Here is a 16321-nt window from a genome sequence, read left to right as displayed (position 1 = left end):
AGGGGCATCCCCCCGCCCCGCGTGTCGTGTTCATGATGTGAGACAAAAGAAAAACCGCCACCGGGGCGTGCAGCCCCGATGGCGGTCGAATAGCGATCAGACGCGACGAAAGCCGCGCGGATGTGCTTAGTAGGAGCGGGTGCAGACGCCCGCGTCGTCGCAATACGTGCCTGCGAGCGCACCGAGAGCCGCGCCGGTGAGCGCGTTGTTGTCGGTCGCATCCGCGATGATCGCGCCGCCGGCCGCACCGGCGAGGGCGCGCTGGCCGTCGGTTTGCATGCAGCCTGCGAGAGCGAGGCCGGCAAGGACAAGAAGGATCGGGGTTTTACGCATGGGAAACTGCCTCCAATAGCGGTTATGATTGGACGCGAGTTTATCGCGGCGCCGTGAAAAGCCAACGGCGAAAACGCGAGCTGAAGCCCCATCGGCGAGCTATCGCCGCTCCCCTTCACATCTTTGCGGTGCCCCCCTTGACCCTGCGAAGAAAAAAGCTGCGGCCCGACCATAAGATCAGGCCGCAGGAATAGGGAAGGGGTAGGGATATTACACAAGCCGCGGGTGTTGGGGACAGTACGGCTTGCCCGCTCAATGTGACCGCGCGCACCGGCGATTGCAAAGGCGAAATCCTTGCAACCATGAGGTTCGGCGGCATGCCGCCATTTCGCGCAGGACATCAGCGAAATCATGCCCAATCCTCATCCTCGTCATCATCGAAGGTGAAGGCATCGGGATCGGCGAAGACCTCCGGGAAGGAGGCTTCCGCGCGTTTCACGTCGATTTTCAGAAGCGCCTCGTAGCTTTCGGGATCGAACGGATCCTCGGCGGCCACCACCTCGCGCCCGAAGAGCCAGCTCAACCGGCCCGCATCGAGATTGCCGCGCTCGAACGGCTCTTCGCCGAACTGCGCCCAGAGCGCGGCCATGAAGCCCGCATCGGCCTTGCGATCGCCATGGCCGCGATCGGCATAGCGTTCACGCCGAATAAGTTTCGTCGCGCCCTTCTTGTTGGCACGGCGAATGGTGAATTGATAATCCGTCGAGGGTAACCGCGACGGGAAACCGCGATGCTTCAGCATGACGCGCCCTCCCCTTTGAAGATGTTGGGACGGCGCGTGCTGAGCGTTAGCGGTGCAACACTGTTACCCGCGCGTCGGGTCGTTCGGAGTTGTCGAGCGAGGCGTTCCCGTCGGCTGACGCATTGATCCGCCGCGCGGCTCGGGCACACATTGTGCCGGTCGCTGCGTTGTTGCCGCCGTGGCAGTCTCGAGCGGTCCGCATTCGAGCGGACAGTCGGGCACGGAAGCCGGATATTGCGAGTCGACAAGCCGTCCAGTCGGTCGGCAGGAGCCGCCACTGGCGACGGGGCCGCCATATTTGCCGGTATAGACCGGCTCAACGGTGACAGGTGCAGGTTCCGGCTTGGGCGCACAGCCCACAAGCAGAGCCGCGCAGGCAACCGCGCCCAGAGAAATTCGGACCATCTCACTCTCCCCCATTCTTTGTTAGAATGGCTAAGAGCATACTCTGGAAGGATAATTGCCGCCAGGTAACCGTATGGCGTATCACACAACGCCACCGCCCCCGCAGGGATCGTGGGGGCAAGGCGATGGCTGCCGCCCCGCCCCGCACGCAGATTATTTGTACTTGCCGGTGTAGGTCGGCTCGGTGGTGACGGCCACCGGCGCAGGCTCGGGCTTGGGCGCGCAGGCTGCGACGAAGGCCACGAGGCCAAGCGCGATGAGAGCTTTCGACATGTCGTTCTCCTGTCCAAGGGGGCGCCCGCCCCGATCTCGGCGAGGTCCGGCACGACCCGTTTCAATGCGGGGACCGAAATTGCTTTCCCCAAGGACAGGTTAGCCCGCAAACCCCGCTCACGAAAGCGCGATTTCGCCGTGAGCGACCGCGCCTGCGCGCGCCCCGGCATCATGCCCTCCAAGCTGTGATCTGCGGTTCCGGCCAAAGCCATCAGAAAAACTCCCAAACGCAGTTTCCGTCCTCGACGGAAAAGCTGTCGAAATATTGCACCACCTCGGGGGCGGCATCGCCGAACGGCACGATCTGGTCCGACAGGCTCACCATCACCTGTGCGGGCTCCGGACCGGGCTGCGGCAGGCGCGGCACCACCCACCCGTTGCACAGCGCCTCGATATCCTGCAGCGCGATATCGGAGGACAGCGGACTGCGCCCTCCGATCTGCGGCGCGAGGAAGCGAAAGCGATAGGTCAGCCCATCCGGCCCGGCCTCGTTATGGATCACGTCGATCCACCAGACCTTCTGCCCGGACGGGACCGGGATCGCATCGCCCTTGGTCCCCTCCGGCCCATCGCCCGGCCCCAGATCCGCCCCCAGATTGCCCGGATGCATCACCGCACCGTAATCGGGCACCGGCGTCACCTCCCGCAGCTCCTGAGCCGATGCGGGCAATGCCAGCACCAGCCCGGCGAGAGCGCCGGGCAAGAGCGTCGTGATCCTCGGCCTGCCCGTCATGCGCCTCCTCAGAGCGGGATGTTGTCGTGCTTCTTCCACGGGTTGGACAGCTTCTTCGAGCGCAGCGCCGCAAAGGCACGGGCCACCCGGCGACGCGTCGAGCGCGGCTGGATCACCTCGTCGATGAAGCCCTTCTCGGCCGCCACGAACGGATTTGCGAACCGGTCCTCGTAATCCGCGGTGCGCTTGGCGATCTTCTCGGGCTCGCCCAGCTCCGAACGGTAGAGAATTTCGACCGCGCCCTTGGCGCCCATCACCGCGATTTCCGCGGTCGGCCAGGCGTAGTTGAAATCGCCGCGCAGGTGCTTGGAGGACATAACGTCATAGGCCCCGCCATAGGCTTTGCGGGTGATGACGGTGACCTTCGGCACGGTCGCCTCGCCATAGGCGAACAGCAGCTTCGCGCCGTGCTTGATGACGCCGTTATATTCCTGGCTGGTGCCCGGCAGGAAGCCCGGCACGTCGACAAGCGTCAGGATCGGGATTTCGAACGCATCGCAGAAACGCACGAAGCGCGCGGCCTTGCGGCTGGAATCGATGTCCAGACAGCCCGCCAGAACCATCGGCTGGTTCGCGACCACGCCGACCGTCTGACCTTCGAGACGGATGAAACCGGTGATGATATTGCCTGCGAAATCCTTCTGGATCTCGAAGAAATCCCCCTCATCCGCGATTTTCAGGATCAGTTCCTTCATATCGTAGGGGGTGTTCGCGTTCGACGGCACCAGCGTGTCAAGCGACGCCTCGATCCGGTCCACCTCGTCGAAGAAGGGCCGCACCGGGGCCTTCTCGCGGTTCGACAGCGGCAGGAAGTCGATCAGGCGGCGAGTCTCGAACAGCGCCTCGACGTCGTTCTCATAGGCGCCGTCGGCGACCGAGCTTTTCTTGGTGTGGGTGGACGCGCCGCCCAGCTCCTCGGCCGTCACATGCTCGTTGGTAACCGTCTTCACCACGTCGGGGCCGGTGACGAACATGTAGGAGGTGTCCTTCACCATGAAGATGAAGTCCGTCATCGCGGGCGAATAGACCGCACCGCCGGCACAGGGGCCCATGATCAGCGAGATCTGCGGCACCACGCCCGAGGCCATGATGTTACGCTGGAACACGTCCGCATAGCCCGCAAGCGAGGCCACGCCTTCCTGAATCCGCGCACCGCCCGAATCGTTGATGCCGATCACCGGCGCGCCGTTCTGCACCGCCATATCCATGATCTTGCAGATCTTCTCGGCATGGGTTTCCGAAAGCGAGCCGCCGAACACCGTGAAGTCCTGCGAGAACACATAGACCATGCGCCCGTTCACGGTGCCCCAGCCGGTGACGACGCCGTCGCCATAGGGCTTGCTCTCTTCCATCCCGAAATCGGTGCAGCGATGGGTTTTGAACATGTCGAACTCTTCGAAAGAGCCCTCGTCGAGCAGCAATTCGATCCGCTCGCGCGCGGTCAGCTTGCCCTTCTTGTGCTGCGCCTCGATGCGTTTCTCGCCGCCACCAAGGCGGGCTTCGTCGCGCCGATGCTCCAGCTCCTTCAGGATATCTCTCATGAGGGTCCTCCGCATAATTTCCCGGCACACTATTCCGAACGCAACAATCTTACAAAGGGGATTCGAGAAAATTTGCAAATAATTGGCAAGCAACGGATAGCGAATTGCATAACTGCGAAGTTCGTTGCTGATCGAAGCGTATCGCCGATTGACCGCGTGGCGCCGTTTCTGACCCGGGAAAATTTGACGCAGGATTTTTGCAAAGCTACAAATTCATTTGCAAAGGGAGGGGCAGATGGCGACTCAGAAACTCTATGCCGGTGTGAAACTACGCGAAACCCGCACGCGGCTTGGCCTGACCCAGAAAGCCTTCGCCGAGCGGCTCGGCGTGTCGCTGCCCTATCTCAACCAGATGGAGAACAACCACCGCCCGGTCTCGGCGCAGGTCGTGCTGGCGCTGGCGAGCGAATTCGGCCTCGACGTGACCGAACTCTCGGCAGGCGACGCGGAGCGGCTGGTCTCGGACATGCGCGAAGCGCTGGCCGACCCGATCTTCTCCGATGGCGCGCCGCCCTTGGCCGATCTGCGGCTCGCGGCGTCCAACGCACCCGCCCTCGCCCGGTCCTTCCTCGAACTGCACCGCGCCTATCGCCAAACCCATGAACGCCTCGCCTCGCTCGACGAAGCCCTGGGCCGCGAAGGCGCGCAAACGGTGGTATCCCCCTGGGAAGAGGTCCGCGACTTCTTCCACTATTGCGACAATTACATCGACGCCGTCGACCGCGCCGCCGAGCGCTATTCCTGCCGCGATGGCAATCGGTTGGAGCCCATTCCTCATGCGATCGACACCCTCGCGAAACGGGGCATCGAAGTGCAGTTTTCCGACATTTCGCAACTGCGCGAGCGTGACGGCAATCGCCTTCTGATCAACGCCCATGCGGGCCGCCCGACGCAGGCCTTCCAGCTGCTTCATCAAGTGGCGCTGCTGACCCAGAACGACCTCTTGGAGGCCACGCTCGACCTCGCGCGCTTCCAGTCCGACACCGCCCGCGCTATCGCCAAGATCGGTCTGGCCAATTACTTCGCGGGCGCGGCGCTACTGCCCTATCGCCCCTTCCTCGAGGCGGCGCAGGACACGCGCCACGATCTGGAGCGGCTCTGCGATATCTTCACCGCCTCGACCGAGCAGGTCGCCCACCGCCTCTCGACCCTGCAACGGCCCGGCGCGAAGGGCATCCCCTTCTTCTTCGTCCGCGTCGATCAGGCCGGCACGATCACCAAGCGCCACTCCGCGACCCGGCTGCAATTCGCCCGGTTCGGCGGCGCCTGCCCGCTCTGGAACGTCCACCAAGCCTTTGAGACACCGACGAAATTCCTGCGCCAACTCGCCGAGACCCCCGATGGCGTGCGCTATCTCTGCCTCGCGCGCGACGTCTCGAAATCGGGTGGCAGCTTCACCGCGCCGGTGCGGCGCTACGCGATCTGTCTGGGCTGCGAGGTGAGCCACGCGAAGGGGCTCGTTTATGCCGACGATATGGAGCTCGGCAACCCGAAGGCCTACCAGCCGATCGGGATCTCCTGCCGAATCTGCGAGCGCAAGGACTGCCACCAGCGCTCGGTTCCGCCGCTGGAACGCCGGCTGCATGTCGATCCCGACCATCGCGGCCTTCTGCCCTACGACATCGCATAGAAAAACGCCCCGGGGCCGAAGCCCCGAGGCGTCTCACCAAAATCACTCGTTACCCTACAACTCAGGCGTCGGCGGTGCCCAGCATCCGCGCGATCTCGTCCTTCACTGCGGCGCGTTGCTTGCGCAGGTCGGTCTCGGCCAAGCTGTCCATCGGCTCCACATTCGTCTCGGCCCGATGCACGCGATCGTTGAGCGCGTCGTAATCGTCCAACAATTTTGCAAAATGCGCGTTGGAGATTTTCAACTCGTGAATCCGATCGAGTTTCGTCGGGAATTCTTCTTGCAGCGTGTGCGGCGTATTGGCCATGTCGCTCCCTTTCCTTGCTGTCGGGTCGACATTAGGCCAGCGCGACTCGGCCCACCTTGATGCGCATCAAATCAGCCGCCCGCGCGACGCCATCCGGCCGATTTTGCATCGGCTTCCGAACAGAACCACCGCTCGCCCTTGGCCTCGTTGATCCGCGTGGCGGCATAAGAGCGCGTGCCCGGCAGATGATAGAGCCGCCCGCGCCCGGAAATATTGCCCTTGATCGCGCAATTTCCCGGCGGGTTCTGCATCTTGGCGGCTGCACGGACCTCTGCGGGGCGCTCCGCCGCGCCCTGCCAGACGCCGAGCCCCGCGCGCCGCGCCCGGTCCTCCTGCGACACATAATCGCGCGAATATTTCCGATAGGCGAAGGCCGCCCCGCGCGCGACCATCTCGGCATTCAGGTCGCGCCCGCCTGCCCGGCAGACCGCGATCAGCCGCCCGTAGCGATCTTCCTCATCGCCCGAGCAGCGCACCCCCTGCCCCGCAAGCCGCTGCAGCTCCGCCGTGGCCGCCCGACCGCAGGCCCAGCGCATACCCTGCGCCGTCTTGCAGCTTTGCTTCGCCTCCGGCGCGTCGATCCCGAAAAGCCGCACCCGCGTGTTCTGGACCACCAGCGTATCGCCATCGACGACGCGCGGCAGACCGGTCACCGTGGCCGCCGAGAGCTGCGAGGCGGCGGGCACAGCCAGAAGAACGAGGAGTGAACAAATCCTTAACATGCCCCAGATATCGGCGGAACTGATCTCGTACGCAACAGATTTCGTAGCTGAATGGTAAACTCGAAACTTGGGAGCCCCACATGTCCGACGCGCTCAACCTGATCGGCCGCATCCTGATCGCGCTGCTGTTCTTTGGCGGCGCGGTGCAGAAAGTCACCGATCCGCAGATGGTGGAGGAGATGATCGGCTGGCTTGGCCTGCCCGGCTGGCTGGTCTGGCCCGTGGCGCTGTTCAATCTGATCGCGGCGCTCGGCCTGATCTTCGGCCCGAAGGTGCGGGGCTGGGCCCTCATCCTTGCGGGCTATTGCATCTTCACCAGCTGGTTTCACTGGCAGCTGCGCGCCGACCCGTGGCAGGTGACGATCTTCGTGAAGAATTGGGCAATCGCAGGCGGCTTGCTGATCCTCGCAGCGCAGGGGCCGGGACGCTATGCCCTCAGCACCCTGCGCCGCGAGTACCGTTAACTCAGCGCTGCGCCACCTGCCAGTTCGGCGCGACCCACGGTTCGAGGTTCTCGCGCGCGAGAGGAGCGCGGCCCAGCAGGTGATCGGCCATCTTCTCGCCCACCATGATCGAGGGCGCGTTCAGGTTGCCATTGGTGATGCGCGGGAAGACCGAGCTGTCGGCGACCCGCAGCCCCTCCACCCCGATCACGCGGCCTTCCGGGTCGACGACGGCACTCGGATCGTCCGCCGCCCCCATCTTCGCGGTGCCGCAGGGGTGATAGGCGCTCTCGGCGTGCTCGCGGATGAACGCGTCGATCTGCTCATCCGTCTCGACCGCAGCTCCCGGCTGGATCTCGTGCTTCACATGCGCGGCCATCGGCGCTTGGGCAAAGATTTCCCGCGTCAGCCGCACGCATTTGCGGAACTCGGCCCAGTCGTCGGGATGGCTCATGTAATTGAACTTGATCTCCGGCTTGGCCTCGGGATCGCCCGAGCTGAGCCGCACATGCCCACGCGATTTCGAGCGCATCGGCCCAACATGCGCTTGGAAGCCGTGCCCCTCGGCAGCGGCCTTGCCGTCATAGCGCACCGCGATCGGCAGGAAGTGATACTGGATGTCCGGATAGTCGATCCCGGCATCCGAGCGGATGAAAGCGCAGCTCTCGAACTGGTTCGACGCGCCGAGCCCGCCCTTGGTGAACAGCCACTGGGCACCCACCCGCGCCTTGCCGTAGAGGTTCCAGTATTTGAACAGCGTCACCGGCTGTTTCGCGGCAAATTGCATATAGATCTCAAGGTGATCCTGCAGGTTCGCACCCACACCGGGGCGATCCGCCAGCACCTCGACTCCATGTTCGCGCAGATGCTCTGCCGGACCCACGCCCGACAGCATCAACAGCTTCGGCGTGTTGATCGAGCTGGCCGCCAGCACGACCTCCGAGCTCGCCCGGACCACCTCGATCTGCCCCTTGCGCTTGATCTCGACGCCGACAGCCTTCTTGCCGTCGAAGACGACGCGCCGCGCCAGACCGCGCACGATCCGCAGCTTGCCGGTCTTGAGCGCCGGACGCAGATAGGCATTGGCCGCCGACCAACGACGCCCCTTGTAGATCGTGGCCTCCATCGGCCCGAAGCCTTCCTGCTGCTGGCCGTTGTAATCCTCGGTCACCGGGTAGCCCGCCGCCTTGCCCGCCGCGACGAAAGCGTCGAACAGCGGGTTGGCGCGCGGCCCGCGCGTCACATGCAGCGGCCCCGAACGGCCGCGCCATTCGGTCTCTCCGCCGCCATGCCAATGCTCCATCCGCTTGTAATAAGGCAGCACATCGGCATAGCCCCAGCCGGTCGCGCCGCTCTCTTCCCAATGGTCGAAATCGCGCGCGTGGCCCCGGACATAGACCATGCCGTTGATGCTCGACGAGCCGCCCAGCACCTTGCCGCGCGGGGTCGCAAGACGCCGCGCGCCCAGATGCTCTTCGGGTTCCGACTGAAAGCCCCAGTCATAGATCCCCATATTCATCGGATAGCTCAGCGCGCCGGGCATCTGGATGAACGGCCCCGCATCCGAGCCGCCATGCTCGATCACCACGACGTCGCGGCCCGCTTCTACGAGCCGATACGCCAGCGCAGAGCCACCAGAGCCCGCGCCTACGATCACAAATTCTGCCGAAACACTCATATCTTCCCCTTGGCGGAAATATCCCGGGGGTCGCCGGTTGGTGCGCCATCGGCCCAAAGACCAATCGGCGACGGGCAGCGCCCCCAGCCTCCCCAAATTCGAACTCAGTAAGGGCTCTCGACCGGTCCCATGCCGACATAGACGGATTTGAGCTGCGTATAATGCTCCACCGCCGCGCGCGAATTCTCGCGCCCGAAGCCCGATTGCTTCACCGCGCCGAAGGGCATCTCCACCGGCGTCAGGTTATAGGCGTTGATCCAGGTCGTGCCCGCCTGCAGCTGGCTGACCACACGATGGCCGCGCGCCAGATCACCGGTGAACACACCCGCGGCGAGGCCGAACTGCGTGTCATTGGCCCGCGCGATCGCCTCTTCCTCGGTGTCGAAATCCAGCACCGACATGACCGGGCCGAAGATTTCTTCCCGCGCGATGGTCATGTCGTCGGTGACATCGGCGAAGACCGTGGGCTGCACGAAGAGCGGCCCCTCATTGCCCGCAGAGCCGCCGCAGACCAGCCGCGCGCCTTCGGATTTCGCGCTCTCGACATAGGACATCACCTTGTCGAACTGCGCCTTCGAGATCAGCGGACCGAACTGCGTTTCCTCATCCAGCGGATCGCCCGCGACGATGGTCTCCGTGCGCTCTTTCAGACGGGCGAGGAATTTTTCCTTGATGCCCTTCTGCACGAAGACCCGCGTCCCGTTGGAACAGATCTGCCCCGAGGAATAGAAATTCCCCAGCATCGCAGCCCCGATTGCGCTCTCGATATCGGCGTCGTCGAACACGATCATCGGGGATTTCCCCCCAAGCTCCATCGTGACGTGCTTCATGCCTGCCGAGGCCGCCTGATAGACCTTCGTGCCCGTCGGCACCGAGCCCGTCAGCGAGACTTTCGCGATACGCGGATCGGTCGAGAGCGCCGCCCCCACCGGGCCGAAGCCCTGCACCACGTTGAAGATCCCCGCGGGCATCCCGGCTTCGATGAAAATCTCGGCCAGCTTCAGCGCGCCCAGCGGCGTCATCTCGGAAGGCTTGAACACCATCGCGTTGCCGGTCGACAGCGCGGGCGCCGATTTCCAGCAGGCGATCTGGCTGGGATAGTTCCACGCGCCGATACCCGCGCAGACGCCGAGCGGCTCGCGGATCGTATAGGCGAAATCACCGCCCAGTGGCATCGTCTCGCCGGTCAGCGTCGGCGCGAGACCCGCGAAATATTCCAGCGCCTCGGCGCCCGAGGGCCAGTCCGCCTCGCGGGTTTCCTGAATCGGCTTGCCGGTGTCGAGAGTTTCCAGCTGCGCCAGTTCCTCGGCGCGCTCGCGGATGATCGCGACGGCACGGGTCAGGATGCGTCCGCGCTCAACCGGGCGCAGCGCGGCCCAGTCCTTCTGCGCTTTAACCGCCCCCGAAATCGCGGCGTCGATCACCGCAGGCGTCGCCGCATGCAGCTTGGCGATCACCTCGCCGGTGCCGGGATAGGTAACGATCAGCTCGTCGCCATCGGTGTCTTCCATCCAGTCGCCATTGACGAAATGGCTTGCTTTCGGCTGTGCCCTCATTGGTGGACCTCCAATTCTTTTTCCAGATGCGCCAGCACCAGTTCACAGGCGGCCTCGCGGTCAGGTTCGCCCGCGACAAGCGCCGCGCGGATGTAGACGCCGTCGATCATCGCGCCCAAACCCTCGGCCACGGAGCCCGCACGGTCGCCGACCAGCGGACGCAGCCCGTGCATGAGGTTCGAGCGCAGACGGCGCTGATAAATATGCAGCAGGCGCCGGGCTTCGGCGCTCGACTGCGCGAGAACGTAGAAGTTCAGCCACGCGGCGATCGCCTCGTGACGGAACGAGCCAGCCGCGAAAGAGCCCATCACAACTGCGCGAACACGCTCATGCGGGGTCTGCGCCATCGCCATCGCGCCACGGACTTCCGCGCCATAGATCGACAGAATCGACCGCATCGCGGCGAGGAAAATCCGGTCTTTCGACCCGAAATAATGGTGCGCCAGCGCCGAGGACATACCTGCGCGCCGGGCGATCTGCGCGACCGTCACGTCGAGCGATCCCGCCTCGCCCACTGTCTCAATAGTCGCTTTGACCAAGGCAGCGCGCCGTATAGGCTCTGCTCCAAGCTTCGGCATGTTCGGCCTCCTTCCGGGTGGCTTGCTTGCATGTCGAGCTAGAACATGTTTATTGACTCGTCAATCAACAACCGCATCCCGCGGTTTTTCTTAACGCTGCACAGGGAGAAAAAAGCATGAAACTTCGTTCCACGCTCCTCGCAATGGGGGCTGCGCTCTCGCTCGGACTGGCAGGCACCGCGCCCGCACAGGCCGCCGATTGCTCGAAAGTGACCTTCTCCGATGTCGGCTGGACCGACATCACTTCGACCACCGCGGTCGCGACCACGATCCTCGAAGCGCTCGGCTACGAGACCGACACCAAGGTGCTCTCGGTTCCGGTGACCTACGAGGCGCTCTCGAAGGGCGATGTCGACGTGTTCCTCGGCAACTGGATGCCCTCGATGGCCGCCAACGTGGATCCCTACACCAAGGACGGCACGGTCGAGACGCTCGGCACCAACCTGACCGGCGCGAAATACACGCTCGCGACCAACGCCGCCGGTGCCAAGGCCGGCATCAAGGATTTCTCCGACATCGCCAAGCACGCCGACGAGCTGGACAACCAGATCTACGGCATCGAGCCGGGCAATGACGGCAACGCGCTGATCCTCGACATGATCGACAAGGACGCGTTCGGCCTGAAAGATTTCGACCTGAAGGAAAGCTCCGAGCAGGGCATGCTCGCGCAGGTCGCGCGCGCCGACAAAGCCGACAAGCCGATCATCTTCCTCGCGTGGGAGCCCCACCCGATGAACTCCAACTTCGACATCACCTATCTCTCGGGCGGCGATGACTTCTTCGGCCCCGACTACGGCGGCGCGACGGTCATGACCAATGTCCGCGCGGGCTATGTCGACGAATGCCCGAACCCGGGCAAATTCGTCTCCAACCTGAAGTTCACCCTCGCGATGGAAAACGAGATCATGGGCAAGATTCTCGACGATGGCGATGATCCCAAGGACGCCGCGAAGGCTTGGCTCAAAGCCAACCCCGATGCGTGGAAAGCCTGGCTCGACGGTGTGACCACGAAGGACGGCGGCGACGCGCAGGCAGCGGTCGAGAAAGCGCTGAACTCGTGAGCCTTCGGGCAAAATATTCGCGCGGGCGACAGGGCATGCCCCTCCGCCCCCGCTTCCCCTCGGTCCGCGCCCTCACCGGCGCGGCCCTTCTCTTCGCGGCGATGATAGCCGCCCCCCTCGCCCCCGCGCGCGCCGCGGATTGCCCGGACGCCGAGGCCCTGCACGCGGCAGGCGTCACGCTCACCCGCAACAGCCCGAAAATGGCGCAGGCCTATCGCTACGAGAACGGCACGCTGACCTCCTACCGGGTCGACGATCCCGAACTCGGCCGGCCGCCCAAGCGCGAGCGCTACGACCATCCGCTGGCGGTGAGCCTGCAGGAAATGGACGGGCGCAGCTTCGCGCTCATCTATGACGACGACCCCGCGCGGCTCGACCAATTGCCGCAGCTGGGCAACTGGCGCACCCCGGTGAGCCTGAAAGTCGACGGCGAGACCAAGGATCGCGGCATCATCTCCTACGCCTATCGCGGCACCGGCTCGGTGCAGATCGGCGCGTGCCGCTACGATGTCTGGCAGGTCGTCGAACGGATCGCGATGGGCAAGCTGCGCACCGCCTTCCTCAAGGAATTCTCTCCCAAGGCCGGGCTGGTCCTGCGCGTCACCAAGCTCGACCCCGAAACCGGCAAGGCGCAATCGCAAGTCGCCTTCGACCGCATCGAAACGCGCCAGAAATAACAACTCGCAAGGACAGTTATGAACTGGTTGACCGAAACCAAAATCCCCGTGGGCAAGACGGCCAAGATCGTGATCGACTGGCTGCAGGACCACGCCGCACCGCTCTTCGACGCGCTCTCCGTCGCGTTGAAAGCGCTGATCGACGCAACGCTCTGGGTGCTGCAAGGCCCCCCGCCCCTTCTCGTGATCCTCGCCTTCGCGGTGATCGCCTACCTGCTGCAACGTAGCTGGAAGATTTCGCTCCTGGTGATCGTGGGCTTCCTGTTCATCCTCAATCAGGACTACTGGGAGGAAACCACCGAGAGCCTCACCCTCGTGATCGCCGCCTGCGTGGTCTGCATGGGGATCGGCGTGCCGATCGGCATCGCCGCCGCCCACCGCCCGCGCCTCTACGCGGTGCTGCAACCGGTCTTGGACCTGATGCAGACGCTGCCGGCCTTCGTCTACCTGATCCCGGCCATCGTCTTCTTCGGCATCGGCATGGTGCCGGGCCTGATCGCGACCGTGATCTTCGTGCTGCCCGCGCCGATCCGCCTGACCCACCTGGGCGTCTCCTCGACGCCGGACACGCTGACCGAGGCCGCCCAATCCTTCGGCGCGACCAAGAGCCAGCTTCTGTGGAAGGTCGAACTGCCCTACGCCACGCCGCAGATCATGGCGGGGCTGAACCAGACGATCATGCTCTCGCTGTCGATGGTCGTGGTAGCCGCGCTGGTCGGCGCGGACGGGCTTGGCGTGCCGGTCGTGCGCGCGCTCAACACCGTCAACACGGCGCTCGGCTTCGAGTCCGGCTTCGTGATCGTCGTCGTCGCCATCATCCTTGACCGCATGCTGCGCCGCGGAGGTTCGAAATGACCCAGACCAAAGCCAAAACGGCCGTCAAATTCGACAATGTCTCCATCGTCTTCGGCGATCGCCCGCAAGAGGCGCTGCCGATGATGGACGAAGGGCTCTCGCGCCCCGAGATTCAGGAGCGCACCGATCAGGTGCTGGGCGTGCATGACTGCTCGGTCGAGGTGCCCGAAGGCGAGATCCTCGTGCTGATGGGCCTCTCGGGCTCGGGCAAATCGACGCTCCTGCGCGCGGTGAACGGGCTCAACCCGGTGGTGCGCGGGCAGGTCGAGGTGCATGACGGGGAGAGCCTCGTCGACGTCACCCATGCCGACCCCGCCACCCTGCGCCGGATGCGCCTGACCAAGATCGCGATGGTGTTCCAGCAATTCGGCCTGCTGCCCTGGCGGACCGTGCGCGAGAATGTGGGCCTCGGCCTCGAACTCGCGGGCATGAGCAAGGCGGAACGCCGCGAGAAGGTCGACAGGCAGCTGGAACTGGTGGGCCTCTCGGACTGGGCCGACCGTCAGGTGGCGGAGCTGTCGGGCGGCATGCAGCAGCGTGTGGGCCTCGCCCGCGCCTTCGCCACCGACGCGCCGATCCTGCTGATGGACGAGCCCTTCTCCGCGCTCGACCCGCTGATCCGCACCAAGCTGCAGGACGAGTTGCTGGAGCTGCAAACCGAACTCAAGCGCACGATCATCTTCGTCAGCCACGACCTCGACGAGGCCTTCAAGATCGGCAACCGGATCGCGCTGATGGAAGGCGGGCGGATCGTGCAATGCGGCACCGCGCGCGACATCATCGCCAAGCCCGCCAATGGCTATGTGGCCGATTTCGTGGCCCATATGAACCCGCTCGGCGTGCTGACCGCCGAGGACATCGCCGACCCCGTTGGTACGCCCACCGGCGACGCCACCGGCGAGCCGATGCCCGCCGACGCGCCCGTGCGCGACGTGATGGAGCGGCTGCGCTACGAGCCCGCCGTGCCGCTCACCGATGGCCGTGTCGTGACCCGCGAGGGCGTCATCACGCGGCTTATCGACCCCCAGCGCAGCGCCGAGGCGAGCTGAGGGACGCTTCGCAGAGGGTATTTTGACCAAGCCGAAACCAAGGCGCGCGCGCCCCTTCGGCTTGGCTCAAATATCCCCGCCGGAGGCATCCGACATTTGCAGAAAAGCGCCGCGCTGTCAGATCTTGGTGGCGGGCGGAGGCGGCGTCACCCGGCGTTTGAGCTGCGCCTCGCGGAAGGTCATGTAGCTGACCGAGGCGATGATGATAGCACCGCCTAGGATCACGTAAGGGTCCGGGCGCTCGCCGAAAATCGACCAGCCCGCAATCGCCGCCCAGACCAGTTGCAGGAAGATCACCGGCTGCGTCACCGTCACAGGCGCCGCAGCAAACGCCCGCGTCATGCAGTAATGCCCGCCCGTCGCAAACACTGCCACCGCGCCCAGCCAAAGCGTCTCCGACAGCGTGATCGGCTCCCATTTCCAGATCGCCACCGGGGCGAGCGCCACCGTCACCACCAGCGTCATCATCGCGACCACCGTGCCCGCGGGGACGTAATCGGTCAGCCGCTTCGCGGCGAGATAGGCGCCGCCGAAGAACAGCGCCGCGCCAAGCTGGGCGAGATGGCCCGGCTCGATCGCGCGCATCCCCGGGCGCAGGATGATCAGCGCGCCGATCAGCGCGACGACCACCGCCGTCACGCGCCGCCATGCCAGCCCCTCGCCCAGCAGGAGCGCGCCGCCCACCGTCACCACGATCGGGTTGAGGTAGTTGATCGCAGTGACATCGGCGATCGGGATATTGCTCATCGCGAAGAACCAAAGCCCCACCGCCACCGCATGCAGCGCCCCGCGCAGCCCGAACAGCGCCCAGACCTGAGGCGGAAAATTCTGGCGCAGGATGCGGGCCAGCGCGGGCGCGAAGAAGATCAGCCCCCACATGAAGCGCACGAAGGCCGATTGCGCGGCGGGCACCTGATCGCCCAGCCAGTGAACGATGATGTTCACCATCACGAAACAGGCGGTGGTGGCGAGCATCCACAGGATGCCGATCAGCGGTTTGTTGGGTCTGTCTTGCGCGGTCATGACACCTCTTGGACGCTGGTTCGGCACCGCGCGCAAGGGGCGGCTTTGTGTCGGTTATAATGCGCCCGCGGCGAGCTTCCAGGCGATCGAGCCCATCAGCAGCGCGATCAGCGCATCGAGCACGCGCCACGCGCTCTCCTTGGCGAAAAGCGGCGCCAGAAGTCGCGCGCCATAGGCCAGCGCGAAGAAGAAGAGGAAGGAGGCCACGATCGCGCCCGAGGCGAAGCTGATCCGCGCGCCCGCGAACTGCGCCGAGACCGCCCCCAGCAGCACCACCGTATCGAGCCAGACATGCGGGTTCGCCCAGGTGAAGGCGGCCACCGTCACCAGCACGGCGCGCAGGGACGGCGCGCTGCCTGCGCTCGGGTCGAGATGCTCGCCGCCCCGGATCGCCGCCAAAGCGGAGCGGATCGCATACCAGCTGAGAAAGACAACACCGCCCCAGCGCAGCGTCTCCGGCAGCCATGGCAGCGCGGTCGAGGCAGCGGCGAAGCCCGACACGCCAAGCGCGATCAGCACCGCATCGGAAAGCGCGCAGAACAGCGCCACCGCGAAGACATGCTCGCGCCGCAGCCCCTGACGCAGCACGAAAGCGTTTTGCGCGCCGATCGCCACGATCAGCCCGAGCCCCAGCTTCAACCCTGCCCAGAATGCCACCAATTCCATCCGCCTCACCCCCAGTCTTCTCAGAGACGCTTCTCAGTGCCGGGGCGCG

General features: G+C 64.9%; 17 protein-coding genes. 6 read left to right on the top strand and 11 right to left on the bottom strand.

Features of this window, described 5'->3' with window-relative positions; all coding sequences use genetic code 11:
• Positions 1 to 126: 126 nt before the first annotated feature.
• From BMI86_RS18865 to BMI86_RS18850, 4 genes are all read right to left on the bottom strand, one after another.
• Positions 127 to 333 carry a hypothetical protein gene (locus BMI86_RS18865; RefSeq protein WP_078542710.1) on the bottom strand — a complete coding sequence of 69 codons (207 nt, stop codon included), beginning with the start codon at positions 331 to 333 and terminating at the stop codon, positions 127 to 129.
• Positions 334 to 682: 349 nt separating this feature from the next.
• Positions 683 to 1075: a hypothetical protein gene (locus BMI86_RS18860; RefSeq protein WP_078522855.1), complete on the bottom strand. Its 393-nt coding sequence runs from the start codon at positions 1073 to 1075 to the stop codon at positions 683 to 685.
• An 889-nt stretch (positions 1076 to 1964) separates the two neighbouring features.
• Positions 1965 to 2486: a DUF6497 family protein gene (locus BMI86_RS18855; RefSeq protein ID WP_246831770.1), complete on the bottom strand. Its 522-nt coding sequence runs from the start codon at positions 2484 to 2486 to the stop codon at positions 1965 to 1967.
• 8 nt (positions 2487 to 2494) lie between these two features.
• Positions 2495 to 4027, bottom strand: coding sequence for an acyl-CoA carboxylase subunit beta (locus BMI86_RS18850; protein WP_078522856.1), 1533 nt, complete (start codon positions 4025 to 4027; stop codon positions 2495 to 2497).
• Positions 4028 to 4262: 235 nt separating this feature from the next.
• Here BMI86_RS18850 and BMI86_RS18845 point away from each other — a divergent pair, with 235 nt between their 5' ends.
• Positions 4263 to 5657 carry a helix-turn-helix transcriptional regulator gene (locus BMI86_RS18845; protein ID WP_078542709.1) on the top strand — a complete coding sequence of 465 codons (1395 nt, stop codon included), beginning with the start codon at positions 4263 to 4265 and terminating at the stop codon, positions 5655 to 5657.
• Positions 5658 to 5718: 61 nt separating this feature from the next.
• Here BMI86_RS18845 and BMI86_RS18840 read toward each other — a convergent pair whose 3' ends face one another.
• Together BMI86_RS18840 and BMI86_RS18835 are read right to left on the bottom strand one after the other, a co-directional pair.
• Entirely contained in the window at positions 5719 to 5964 is a 246-nt protein-coding gene (locus BMI86_RS18840) for a YdcH family protein (RefSeq protein WP_078542708.1), read from the bottom strand.
• Between the two features lie 71 nt (positions 5965 to 6035).
• Entirely contained in the window at positions 6036 to 6686 is a 651-nt protein-coding gene (locus BMI86_RS18835; protein ID WP_078542707.1) for a thermonuclease family protein, read from the bottom strand.
• Positions 6687 to 6766: 80 nt separating this feature from the next.
• Here BMI86_RS18835 and BMI86_RS18830 point away from each other — a divergent pair, with 80 nt between their 5' ends.
• Positions 6767 to 7150, top strand: coding sequence for a DoxX family protein (locus BMI86_RS18830; RefSeq protein ID WP_078542706.1), 384 nt, complete (start codon positions 6767 to 6769; stop codon positions 7148 to 7150).
• 1 nt (position 7151) lies between these two features.
• Here the strand turns inward: BMI86_RS18830 and betA are convergent, their stop codons facing one another.
• The 3 genes from betA to betI all read right to left on the bottom strand — a co-directional run bounded on the left by betA (position 7152) and on the right by betI (position 10941).
• On the bottom strand, positions 7152 to 8807 hold the full coding sequence (betA, locus tag BMI86_RS18825) for a choline dehydrogenase (protein WP_078542705.1): 1656 nt from the start codon (positions 8805 to 8807) through the stop codon (positions 7152 to 7154).
• Between the two features lie 104 nt (positions 8808 to 8911).
• The gene (betB, locus tag BMI86_RS18820) at positions 8912 to 10363 is read right to left on the bottom strand and encodes a betaine-aldehyde dehydrogenase (RefSeq protein WP_078542704.1); all 1452 of its coding nucleotides are present in this window, start codon (positions 10361 to 10363) and stop codon (positions 8912 to 8914) included.
• Complete coding sequence (gene betI / locus BMI86_RS18815; RefSeq protein WP_078542703.1) at positions 10360 to 10941, bottom strand: transcriptional regulator BetI; 582 nt, start codon at positions 10939 to 10941, stop codon at positions 10360 to 10362. The genes betB and betI overlap by 4 nt, the downstream gene beginning before the upstream one ends.
• A 116-nt stretch (positions 10942 to 11057) precedes the next feature.
• Between betI and BMI86_RS18810 the strand changes: the two genes are divergently transcribed.
• Genes BMI86_RS18810 through choV form a run of 4 tightly spaced genes read left to right on the top strand, consistent with a single transcriptional unit; the run spans position 11058 to position 14583 of the window.
• On the top strand, positions 11058 to 12002 hold the full coding sequence (locus BMI86_RS18810; RefSeq protein WP_078542702.1) for a choline ABC transporter substrate-binding protein: 945 nt from the start codon (positions 11058 to 11060) through the stop codon (positions 12000 to 12002).
• Between the two features lie 35 nt (positions 12003 to 12037).
• The gene (locus BMI86_RS18805) at positions 12038 to 12679 is read left to right on the top strand and encodes a hypothetical protein (protein WP_078542701.1); all 642 of its coding nucleotides are present in this window, start codon (positions 12038 to 12040) and stop codon (positions 12677 to 12679) included.
• An 18-nt stretch (positions 12680 to 12697) separates the two neighbouring features.
• Entirely contained in the window at positions 12698 to 13534 is an 837-nt protein-coding gene (gene choW, locus BMI86_RS18800; RefSeq protein ID WP_078522866.1) for a choline ABC transporter permease subunit, read from the top strand.
• Entirely contained in the window at positions 13531 to 14583 is a 1053-nt protein-coding gene (gene choV, locus BMI86_RS18795; protein WP_078542700.1) for a choline ABC transporter ATP-binding protein, read from the top strand. The genes choW and choV overlap by 4 nt, the downstream gene beginning before the upstream one ends.
• Before the next feature lie 117 nt (positions 14584 to 14700).
• On the opposite strand, the gene BMI86_RS18790 is transcribed toward choV, so the two are convergent.
• Positions 14701 to 15606: a DMT family transporter gene (locus BMI86_RS18790; protein WP_143594872.1), complete on the bottom strand. Its 906-nt coding sequence runs from the start codon at positions 15604 to 15606 to the stop codon at positions 14701 to 14703.
• 54 nt (positions 15607 to 15660) lie between these two features.
• Positions 15661 to 16272 (bottom strand): LysE/ArgO family amino acid transporter, encoded by a 612-nt coding sequence (locus BMI86_RS18785; RefSeq protein WP_078542699.1) that lies wholly within the window; start codon positions 16270 to 16272, stop codon positions 15661 to 15663.
• Positions 16273 to 16321: the final 49 nt, after the last annotated feature.

The organism is Thioclava sp. DLFJ5-1 (assembly GCF_002020115.1).
GTDB classification, from domain to species: domain Bacteria; phylum Pseudomonadota; class Alphaproteobacteria; order Rhodobacterales; family Rhodobacteraceae; genus Thioclava; species Thioclava sediminum.
The sequence above is the reverse complement of the archived record's forward strand: the minus strand, read 5'-3'. Positions and strand labels throughout refer to the sequence as shown.

What these genes read in the sequence shown, in the direction of transcription:
- BMI86_RS18865 (WP_078542710.1), bottom strand. Translation starts at nt 333, where the DNA reads ATGCGTAAAACCCCGATCCTTCTTGTCCTTGCCGGCCTCGCTCTCGCA.
- BMI86_RS18860 (WP_078522855.1), bottom strand. Translation starts at nt 1,075, where the DNA reads ATGCTGAAGCATCGCGGTTTCCCGTCGCGGTTACCCTCGACGGATTAT.
- BMI86_RS18855 (WP_246831770.1), bottom strand. Translation starts at nt 2,486, where the DNA reads ATGACGGGCAGGCCGAGGATCACGACGCTCTTGCCCGGCGCTCTCGCC.
- BMI86_RS18850 (WP_078522856.1), bottom strand. Translation starts at nt 4,027, where the DNA reads ATGAGAGATATCCTGAAGGAGCTGGAGCATCGGCGCGACGAAGCCCGC.
- BMI86_RS18845 (WP_078542709.1), top strand. Translation starts at nt 4,263, where the DNA reads ATGGCGACTCAGAAACTCTATGCCGGTGTGAAACTACGCGAAACCCGC.
- BMI86_RS18840 (WP_078542708.1), bottom strand. Translation starts at nt 5,964, where the DNA reads ATGGCCAATACGCCGCACACGCTGCAAGAAGAATTCCCGACGAAACTC.
- BMI86_RS18835 (WP_078542707.1), bottom strand. Translation starts at nt 6,686, where the DNA reads ATGTTAAGGATTTGTTCACTCCTCGTTCTTCTGGCTGTGCCCGCCGCC.
- BMI86_RS18830 (WP_078542706.1), top strand. Translation starts at nt 6,767, where the DNA reads ATGTCCGACGCGCTCAACCTGATCGGCCGCATCCTGATCGCGCTGCTG.
- betA (WP_078542705.1), bottom strand. Translation starts at nt 8,807, where the DNA reads ATGAGTGTTTCGGCAGAATTTGTGATCGTAGGCGCGGGCTCTGGTGGC.
- betB (WP_078542704.1), bottom strand. Translation starts at nt 10,363, where the DNA reads ATGAGGGCACAGCCGAAAGCAAGCCATTTCGTCAATGGCGACTGGATG.
- betI (WP_078542703.1), bottom strand. Translation starts at nt 10,941, where the DNA reads ATGCCGAAGCTTGGAGCAGAGCCTATACGGCGCGCTGCCTTGGTCAAA.
- BMI86_RS18810 (WP_078542702.1), top strand. Translation starts at nt 11,058, where the DNA reads ATGAAACTTCGTTCCACGCTCCTCGCAATGGGGGCTGCGCTCTCGCTC.
- BMI86_RS18805 (WP_078542701.1), top strand. Translation starts at nt 12,038, where the DNA reads ATGCCCCTCCGCCCCCGCTTCCCCTCGGTCCGCGCCCTCACCGGCGCG.
- choW (WP_078522866.1), top strand. Translation starts at nt 12,698, where the DNA reads ATGAACTGGTTGACCGAAACCAAAATCCCCGTGGGCAAGACGGCCAAG.
- choV (WP_078542700.1), top strand. Translation starts at nt 13,531, where the DNA reads ATGACCCAGACCAAAGCCAAAACGGCCGTCAAATTCGACAATGTCTCC.
- BMI86_RS18790 (WP_143594872.1), bottom strand. Translation starts at nt 15,606, where the DNA reads ATGACCGCGCAAGACAGACCCAACAAACCGCTGATCGGCATCCTGTGG.
- BMI86_RS18785 (WP_078542699.1), bottom strand. Translation starts at nt 16,272, where the DNA reads ATGGAATTGGTGGCATTCTGGGCAGGGTTGAAGCTGGGGCTCGGGCTG.